A 7,771-nucleotide genomic window follows, 5' to 3' on the forward strand; every position below is an offset into this window, starting at 1 on the left:
GGGGGGGGGGGGGGGGGGGGGGTGCGGGGGGGGAAGGGGGGGGGGGGCGCGGGCGGGGGAGTGGTTCGTCCCCCCGCCCACGCCTCGGGGGGTTGGGGCCCCGCGACCACGCTCGGGCCGGCCGGGTCAGACGGAGAGCCGGCGCAGGGCCTCCTCGTGCAGCAGGCCGTTGGAGGCGACGGCGTCGGCGCCGCCGGGGCCGGGGACGCCGTCCAGGCCGGTGAAGCGGCCGCCGGCCTCCTCGACGATGATGCAGTTGGCCGCCATGTCCCACAGCGACAGCTCGGGCTCGGCGGCGATGTCGACGGCGCCCTCGGCGACCATCATGTAGGACCAGAAGTCACCGTACGCGCGGGTGCGCCAGCAGGCGCGGGTGAGGTCCAGGAACGGGTCGAGGCGGCCGCGCTCCTCCCAGCCGCTGAGCGAGGAGTAGGAGAAGGACGCGTCCTCGATCCGGGAGACACCGGAGACCCGCAGCCGGGAGGCCTTGGTCAGGCTGCGGCCGCCGAACGCGCCCAGGCCCTTGGCCGCCCACCAGCGGCGCTGCAGCGCGGGGGCGGAGACGATGCCGACCACCGGGCGCTCGACGCCGTCCGGGCCGTCCTCCAGCAGGGCGATCAGGGTGGCCCAGACCGGGACGCCGCGGATGTAGTTCTTGGTGCCGTCGATCGGGTCGATCACCCAGCGGCGCGGGCCCGAGCCCTGGAGACCGAACTCCTCGCCGAGGACGGCGTCGCGCGGACGGGCGCGCTGGAGCACGCTGCGCACGAGCTCCTCGGCGGCCTTGTCGGCGTCGCTCACCGGGGTGAGGTCGGGCTTGGTCTCGATCTTCAGGTCGAGGGCGCGGAAGCGATCCAGGGTGACCGAGTCGGCCGAGTCGGCGAGGACATGGGCGAGTCGGAGGTCGTCGTGGTAATCGGCCATGCCCGAAACCCTAGCGAGCCTCCCCGGATCGGCACAGCCGGGCTCGCGGAGCGGCCCGGAGCGGGTGCGGGCGCTCCGCGTGCCGGGCGGCTCCGCGCGCCGGGCCGCTCAGTGGGTCGTGCCGCTGAGCTGGAGGCCGATGACACCGGCGATCACCAGCGAGATCGAGACCAGCTTGAGCACCGAGGAGCTCTCGCCGAGGAAGAGCATGCCGTAGATCGCGGTGCCGGCCGCGCCGATGCCCGTCCACACCGCGTAGGCGGGGCCGACCGGAAGGGTCTTCAGCGAGAGGGTGAGCAGGCCGAAGCTGCCGAGGGCGAACACGCAGAAGCTGATGGTGGGCCAGAGCTTGGTGAAGCCCTCGCTGAGCTTGAGGTTGATCGCGAAGCCGGTCTCCAGCAGGCCGGCCAGGACCACCAGGGCCCATGCCATCGCGTGCCCTCCCTGTCGATCGACGGGCGGACCGCATACGGCCCGACTTTCCTATGATCGCCAGGTGGGCCCGCTCCGACACCTCGAACGGGCCACCAACCCCGCCGACGGGCCGCGGACGGCCGGACTCAGTCGGCCTCGCCGTCCTTGCTGGCCAGCAGACGGCGCAGCGAGTAGAGCCGGGCCGCCTCGGCGTGGCCCTCGGCGACCCAGGCGTCCAGCGCGCAGTCCGGCTCGTCGTGGCTGCACGCGCGCGGGCAGTCGACGGTGCCGGCCTCCAGGTCGGGGAAGGCGAGGATGACCCGGGACGGATCGATGTGCGAGAGGCCGAACGAGCGGAAGCCGGGAGTGTCGATCACCCAGCCGGGGTTCAGCGCCTTCTTCGAGCCGGGCTTGGCGCCGGGCGGCGGGGGCAGGCGCAGCGCCAGCGCGGAGACGGTGGTGTGCCGGCCGCGGCCGGTGACGGCGTTGACGTGCCCGGTCTGTCGCCGGCGGTCCGGGACGAGCGCGTTGACCAGGGTGGTCTTGCCGACGCCGGAGTGGCCGATGAAGACCGTGGACAGGCCGCGCAGGTGCTCCCGGACGGCCTCGGCGCCGGTGGTCTCCAGCTCGTCGCGGCGGGTGACCACGTACTCGATGCCCAGCGGCGCGTAGGTCTCCAGCAGCGTCGAGGCCGGGGCGAGGTCCGACTTGGTGAGCACCAGCAGCGGCTCCATGCCCGCGTCGTACGCCGCCACCAGGCAGCGGTCGATCAGTCGGGGGCGCGGCTCCGGATCGGCCAGGGCGGTGACGATGGCCAGCTGCTCGGCGTTGGCGACCACGATCCGCTCGTACGGGTCGTCGTCGTCCGCGGTGCGCCGCAGCACCGAGGTGCGCTCCTCGACCCGGACGATCCGGGCGAGGGTGTCGGCGTCCCCGGTGAGGTCGCCGACCAGGTTGACCACGTCGCCGACGACGACGCCCTTGCGGCCCAGCTCGCGGGCCTTCATGGCGACGACCTCGCGTTCCTGCTTCGTTCCCGGGTCGACCAGGCAGGTGATCCGACCGCGGTCGATGGTCAGCACCATCGCCTCGGCGGCGTCCTCGTGCTTGGGCCGGATCCGGGTCCGCGGCCGGGAGCCCCGGCGGGCGGGGCGGTTGCGGATGTCGTCCTCGTCGGCGTCCTTGCCGTAGCGGCGCATGTGCTCAGTCTCCGCTCAGGCGCCCGCCGCCGCTTCGCCGAGCAGCTCGGACCACATCCCGGGGAAGTCGGGCAGGGTCTTGGCGGTGGTGGCGACGTTCTCGACCTCGACGCCGGGCACGGCGAGGCCGAGCACGGCGGCGGCGGTGGCGAGGCGGTGGTCCTCGTAGGTGTGGAAGATGCCGCTGTGCAGCGGGCGCGGGCGGATCCGCAGGCCGTCCTCGGTCTCGGTGACGTCGCCGCCCAGGTCGTTGATCTCCTTGGCGAGCGCGGCGAGCCGGTCGGTCTCGTGCAGGCGCAGGTGGGCGATGCCGTACAGGTGGGACTCGGAGTCGGCCAGCGCGGCGACGGCGGCGATCACCGGGGTGAGCTCGCCGACGTCGTGCAGGTCGGCCTCGATGCCGTGGATCCGGCCGGTGCCGGTGAACTGCAGGCCCTCGTCGGTGAACTCGCAGGCGCCGCCCATCCGGGTGTAGATCTCGCGCAGCTGGTCCCCGGGCTGGGTGGTGTGCCTGGGCCAGTCCCGCACGGTGACCCGACCTCCGGTGACCAGGGCGGCGGCGAAGAACGGCGCGGCGTTGGAGAGGTCCGGCTCGACCACCAGGTCGCGGCCGAGCAGGGCGCCGGGGGTGACCCGCCAGACGTCCTTCTCGCCGCCGTCCTCGGGGGCGTCGACCTGGGCGCCGGCCAGTCGCAGCATCTCCACGGTCATCCGGATGTGCGGCAGCGACGGGACCGGGCCGCCGACGTGGCGGACCTCGATGCCGTGGTTGTAGCGGGCCCCGGAGAGCAGCAGGGCGGAGACGAACTGGGACGAGGAGGAGGCGTCCAGCTCGACCGGGCCGCCGTCCAGCGAGCCGGTGCCGTGCACGGTGAGCGGGAAGGCGCCCCGGCCGCCGTCCTCGATCCGGGCGCCGAGCGCGCGCAGGGCGTTGATCACACCGTGCTGGGGGCGCTCGTAGCAGCGCGGGTCGCCGTCGAAGTGCACGGGGCCGTCGGCGAGGACGGCGAGCGGCGGCAGGAAGCGCATCACCGTGCCGGCGTTGCCGACGTCGACGGAGGCGGGGCCGAGCAGCGCGGGGGCGGGGATGACCCGCCAGGCCTCGCCGCCGCCGGTGCCGCCGGAGTCGTTGTTGACCTTCTCCTCGATGGTGACCCCGAGGGCGCGCAGGCCGTCGGCCATCAGCTGGGAGTCGCGGCTGCGCAGCGGGCGCCGCACCCAGCCCGGCCCGTCGGCGAGTGCCGCCAGCACCAGGGCCCGGTTGGTGACCGACTTGGAGCCGGGGATGGTGACGGTGGCGTCGACGGGGCTGGTCGCGACGGGGGCGGGCCACAGGGTCTCGGTCATGGGGCAAGTCTAGGGGCCGCGGCGGAAGCCCCCTCGTCGGTCGGGCGGCGGGACGCCCCGGCCGGCTACCGCAGCGGCTGGAGCAGCCAGGCGGCGCCGAGGCCGAGGCAGGCGAGGGCGACGAGCAGGAAGACGGTGACCCAGGCGAGGGCGGGGACGTGGGTGAGCCGGGCGAGCTGGTCGGCGTCGGAGTCGCGGGCCCAGCCGATCCGGCGCTGGTGCTGGAGCTCCAGGACGGGGCGGACGGCGCCGAAGAGCAGGAACCAGCAGCCGAGGTAGGCGAAGCCGGCCTGGACCTCGGCGCTGCCGAACCACGAGACCAGGAAGAAGGCGCCGCCGGCGACCAGCACGCTGAGGAAGCCGAAGGCGTTGCGGATGCGCAGCAGCAGGGCGAGCAGCAGCACGATCGCCAGCCAGAGCAGCAGGGTGATCCGGTCGGCGGCGAGCAGGGCGGCGCAGCCGAGGCCGAGAAGCGCGGGGGCGGTGTAGCCGGCGGCGGCGGTGAGGACCATGCCGGGGCCGGTGGGGCGGCCGTAGGAGAGGGTGAGCCCGGAGGTGTCCGAGTGCAGCCGGATGCCGGCCAGCTTGCGGCGGGTGACCACGGCGATCAGGCCGTGGCCGCCCTCGTGGGCGATGGTCACGGCGTTGCGGGCGACGTGCCAGAGCGGGCGGGCCAGGACGGTGAGCAGGGCGGCGGCGCCGGTGGCCAGGACCAGCCAGCCGGGTGGGGCGGTCTGGGTGCCGGTCACCTGGTTCCACAGGTCGCCGAGGGTCAGGTCGTTCGCGTTCATCGGGGTCTCCGCCTCCGTCCGCCGCACTGGGCCGTCGCGTTGGGCCGTTCGGGGCAGCCTCCCATGCGGGGACGGGCGGGAGGCGGCGGGTGGTTCTGGTCCGGGGATGAACAAGTCCTGAGGACCGGTGGCATGGCAAGCTGGCCCGCATGTGCGGTCGGTTCGCAGCCAGCAGCAAGCCCGAGGACGTCGTCGAGCTGTTCGACGTCGAGCACTGGGATCCCGCGGAGACCCTGGACCCGAACTGGAACGTCGCGCCGACCAACAGCGCCTTCGTGGTGCTGGAGCGGCTGGGCGGGGAGCGGCCGCGGCCGGTGCGGCAGCTGCGGGTGCTGCGCTGGGGGCTGGTGCCGCAGTGGTCGAACTCCGCCGAGACGGCGGTGAAGATGATCAACGCCCGGTCGGACACGGTGCACGAGAAGCCCTCGTACCGGCAGGCCTTCGCCGCGCGCCGGTGCGTCCTGCCGGTGGACGGCTACTACGAGTGGCAGACGGTGCCGGGGGAGCGCGGAAAGGCCCGCAAGAAGCCGTACTTCGTCTCCCGGGCCGACGGCACCCCGCTGGCGCTGGCCGGGCTGTACGAGTTCTGGCGCAACCGGGCGGTGCCGCCCGGGCACCCGGAGGCCTGGCTGGTGACCTTCACGATCGTCACCACGGACGCCGAGGAGTCGCTGGCGCCGATCCACGAGCGGATGCCGCTGTTCCTGGACCCGGGGGACTGGGACGAGTGGCTGGACCCGCGGCTGACCGACCCGGACGGGCTGCGCCGGCTGCTGGTGCCCCCGCCGCCGGGCGCGCTGCTGGCCACCCCGGTGTCGCCGGCGGTCGGCAGCATCCGCAACAACGGTCCGGAGCTCAAGGAGCCGTGGACCGAGGTCGAGTACGAGACCACCCTGTTCTGAACCTTCCTGGAGTCACTGCGATGAGCACCACCGAACTGGTCCCCACCGAGGCCGGGGAGGCCCGGATCACCTACCACCGCGCCGAGCGGCCCGTGGCCGTGCTGGCGCTCGGCCACGGCGCGGGCGGCGGGATCGAGGCCCGGGACCTGGTGGCGCTGGCCGGGAAGCTGCCGGCCCGGGGGATCACCGTGGCGCTGGTCGAGCAGCCCTGGCGGGTGGCGGGCCGCAGGCTCGGCCCGGCGCCGAGGACGCTGGACCTCGGCTGGCGGCCGGTGGCGGAGCGGCTGGCCGGGCAGGGCCTGCCGCTGGTGGTGGGCGGTCGAAGCGCCGGGGCGCGGGTGGCCTGCCGCACGGGCGCGGCGACCGGGGCGGTCGGGGTGGTGGCCCTGGCGTTCCCGCTGCACCCTCCGGGCAAGCCGGAGAAGAGCCGGGCCGGGGAGCTGCTGGAGTCCGCTCTGCCGACGCTGGTGGTGCAGAGCGCGGCGGACCCGTTCGGCGGGCCGGCGGAGTTCCCGGAGCTCCCGGCGGGGCACGAACTGGTGGCGGTGCCGTACGGCAGCCACGGGTTCGAGGTGCCCAAGCGGGCGCCGGTGGGGCAGGACGAGGTGCTGGACCTGATCTGTTCGTCGGTGGGGGACTGGGTGCTGCGGCTGCTGTGAGGCCGTGAGCGGGGAGTTTCCGCTCGATCACTCGTGCGAGCGAATGGTGCCCGGGGGGCGGGAATGCGGCCGGGGCCGGTGTGGTTGTCGTGTCCGTCAGCACGAGTCACCGGTGTGAGAGGCAGGGCAGATGGGTTCGATCGCGTGCCCCGAGCGGCCTGAGGAGCGCGAGGCCACCACGGCGTTCGCCCCCTCGTGGTCGGAGTGGCTCGACGCGGGCGAGAAGCCCGTCAGCCCGATATCCTCCATTTCTGGGCGGCCCGCCGTGGGCCGTGCCCGTCATGCCGAGGAGGTGGGTCCGGTCGTCGGGACCGAGCACGAGGCCGATCCGGGCCGTGGCCCGGGCGACGCCCTGCCCGCGGGCGAGGCGCTCACCGGTGAGGAGCTGGCCGAGGCGATCGGTGAGGACACCTACCGGGTGTCGGCGGAGGAGAGCGAGGAGGCCCGGCGGGAGCGCTTCGAGCGCGACGCCCTGGGCTACCTGGATCCGATGTACTCGGCGGCGCTGCGCATGACGCGCAACCCGGCCGACGCGGAGGACCTGCTCCAGGAGGCGTTCGCGAAGGCGTACGCGTCCTTCCACCAGTTCCGCGAGGGCACGAACCTCAAGGCCTGGCTGTACCGCATCCTCACCAACACGTTCATCAACTCGTACCGCAAGAAGCAGCGGGAGCCCCAGCGCACCGCGGCGGAGGAGATCGAGGACTGGCAGCTGGCCCGGGCCGAGTCGCACATGTCGACCGGTCTGCGCTCGGCCGAGACCCAGGCGCTCGACCACCTTCCCGACAGTGATGTGAAGGACGCGCTCCAGGCCATCCCGGAGGAATTCCGGATCGCCGTCTATCTCGCGGACGTAGAAGGCTTTGCGTACAAGGAGATCGCGGACATCATGGGTACTCCCATCGGTACGGTGATGTCCCGGCTGCACCGCGGCCGTCGTCAGCTGCGCGGCATGCTGGAGGATTACGCCCGTGAGCGCGGGCTGGTCCCGGCCGGCAGCGGGGCAGGGCAGGAAGCGAAGGGCTCGGGCTCATGAGCTGCGGCGATCCGCACGAAACCGAGTGTGGCGAGGTCCTCGACCACCTCTATGAATTCCTCGACAACGAGATGCCCGAGGGCGACTGCGCAAAGTTGCGCGTCCACTTCGAGGAGTGCTCGCCCTGCCTGAAGCAGTACGGGCTGGAGCAGGCGATCAAGGCATTGATCAAGCGTTCCTGCGGGTGCGACGACACCCCGACCGACCTGCGCAGCAAGGTGCTGGCCAGGATCGACTCGATCCGGGCCGGGCAGCGCTCGGGCGAGCAGGTGGTGGTCGCGGTGGAGACCACCGTCGAGGTGCACGCCGAGTCGGCCCGTCCGGCGCCCGGGCTGGGCGGGGCGGCCGAACAGGAGTCCACGGAGCGCCCCGGCGCACCGGTCGAGGCCGGCGCCCAGGCGGAGTGACGGCCCCTCGGCGAACGCCCGCGCGGCGAACGTCCGTGCGACGGGCGGCCGGGTGGCGGACCAACAGGGACAGGGGTCCGCCGGCCCCCCAC

At 73.7% G+C, this 7,771-nt stretch carries 9 protein-coding genes; 4 read left to right on the plus strand and 5 right to left on the minus strand.

The genetic code is table 11. The features are described 5' to 3' along the window. Positions 1–126 precede the first annotated feature (126 nt). From hisN to ACFVGO_RS11825, 5 genes are all read right to left on the minus strand, one after another. Complete coding sequence (gene hisN / locus ACFVGO_RS11805) at positions 127–924, minus strand: histidinol-phosphatase (protein WP_359908423.1); 798 nt, start codon at positions 922–924, stop codon at positions 127–129. Positions 925–1,032: 108 nt separating this feature from the next. Then, complete coding sequence (locus ACFVGO_RS11810) at positions 1,033–1,356, minus strand: multidrug efflux SMR transporter (protein ID WP_359908425.1); 324 nt, start codon at positions 1,354–1,356, stop codon at positions 1,033–1,035. Positions 1,357–1,484: 128 nt separating this feature from the next. Further along, positions 1,485–2,537 carry a ribosome small subunit-dependent GTPase A gene (rsgA, locus tag ACFVGO_RS11815; protein WP_359908428.1) on the minus strand — a complete coding sequence of 351 codons (1,053 nt, stop codon included), beginning with the start codon at positions 2,535–2,537 and terminating at the stop codon, positions 1,485–1,487. A gap of 15 nt (positions 2,538–2,552) precedes the next feature. Then, positions 2,553–3,884 (minus strand): 3-phosphoshikimate 1-carboxyvinyltransferase, encoded by a 1,332-nt coding sequence (gene aroA, locus ACFVGO_RS11820; protein WP_359908431.1) that lies wholly within the window; start codon positions 3,882–3,884, stop codon positions 2,553–2,555. A gap of 65 nt (positions 3,885–3,949) precedes the next feature. After that, positions 3,950–4,675 carry a M50 family metallopeptidase gene (locus ACFVGO_RS11825; RefSeq protein WP_380631450.1) on the minus strand — a complete coding sequence of 242 codons (726 nt, stop codon included), beginning with the start codon at positions 4,673–4,675 and terminating at the stop codon, positions 3,950–3,952. A gap of 149 nt (positions 4,676–4,824) precedes the next feature. Between ACFVGO_RS11825 and ACFVGO_RS11830 the strand changes: the two genes are divergently transcribed. The 4 genes from ACFVGO_RS11830 (at position 4,825) to rsrA (ending at position 7,679) form a co-directional block, all read left to right on the plus strand. After that, positions 4,825–5,577, plus strand: coding sequence for an SOS response-associated peptidase (locus tag ACFVGO_RS11830; protein ID WP_359908437.1), 753 nt, complete (start codon positions 4,825–4,827; stop codon positions 5,575–5,577). A gap of 20 nt (positions 5,578–5,597) precedes the next feature. Further along, complete coding sequence (locus tag ACFVGO_RS11835) at positions 5,598–6,236, plus strand: alpha/beta family hydrolase (protein ID WP_380631451.1); 639 nt, start codon at positions 5,598–5,600, stop codon at positions 6,234–6,236. Between the two features lie 130 nt (positions 6,237–6,366). Next, entirely contained in the window at positions 6,367–7,272 is a 906-nt protein-coding gene (locus tag ACFVGO_RS11840) for a sigma-70 family RNA polymerase sigma factor (protein WP_380354936.1), read from the plus strand. Next, positions 7,269–7,679, plus strand: coding sequence for a mycothiol system anti-sigma-R factor (gene rsrA / locus ACFVGO_RS11845; protein WP_359908442.1), 411 nt, complete (start codon positions 7,269–7,271; stop codon positions 7,677–7,679). Before ACFVGO_RS11840 ends, rsrA begins: the two co-directional genes overlap by 4 nt. The last annotated feature ends 92 nt before the right edge of the window (positions 7,680–7,771 follow it).

The sequence above is a fragment of the Kitasatospora sp. NPDC057738 genome (genome assembly GCF_042798815.1).
GTDB classification, from domain to species: domain Bacteria; phylum Actinomycetota; class Actinomycetes; order Streptomycetales; family Streptomycetaceae; genus Kitasatospora; species Kitasatospora lactacystinica.

What these genes read in the sequence shown, in the direction of transcription:
- ACFVGO_RS11835 (WP_380631451.1), top strand. Translation starts at nt 5,598, where the DNA reads ATGAGCACCACCGAACTGGTCCCCACCGAGGCCGGGGAGGCCCGGATC.
- aroA (WP_359908431.1), bottom strand. Translation starts at nt 3,884, where the DNA reads ATGACCGAGACCCTGTGGCCCGCCCCCGTCGCGACCAGCCCCGTCGAC.
- ACFVGO_RS11825 (WP_380631450.1), bottom strand. Translation starts at nt 4,675, where the DNA reads ATGAACGCGAACGACCTGACCCTCGGCGACCTGTGGAACCAGGTGACC.
- ACFVGO_RS11830 (WP_359908437.1), top strand. Translation starts at nt 4,825, where the DNA reads ATGTGCGGTCGGTTCGCAGCCAGCAGCAAGCCCGAGGACGTCGTCGAG.
- rsrA (WP_359908442.1), top strand. Translation starts at nt 7,269, where the DNA reads ATGAGCTGCGGCGATCCGCACGAAACCGAGTGTGGCGAGGTCCTCGAC.
- ACFVGO_RS11810 (WP_359908425.1), bottom strand. Translation starts at nt 1,356, where the DNA reads ATGGCATGGGCCCTGGTGGTCCTGGCCGGCCTGCTGGAGACCGGCTTC.
- rsgA (WP_359908428.1), bottom strand. Translation starts at nt 2,537, where the DNA reads ATGCGCCGCTACGGCAAGGACGCCGACGAGGACGACATCCGCAACCGC.
- ACFVGO_RS11840 (WP_380354936.1), top strand. Translation starts at nt 6,367, where the DNA reads ATGGGTTCGATCGCGTGCCCCGAGCGGCCTGAGGAGCGCGAGGCCACC.
- hisN (WP_359908423.1), bottom strand. Translation starts at nt 924, where the DNA reads ATGGCCGATTACCACGACGACCTCCGACTCGCCCATGTCCTCGCCGAC.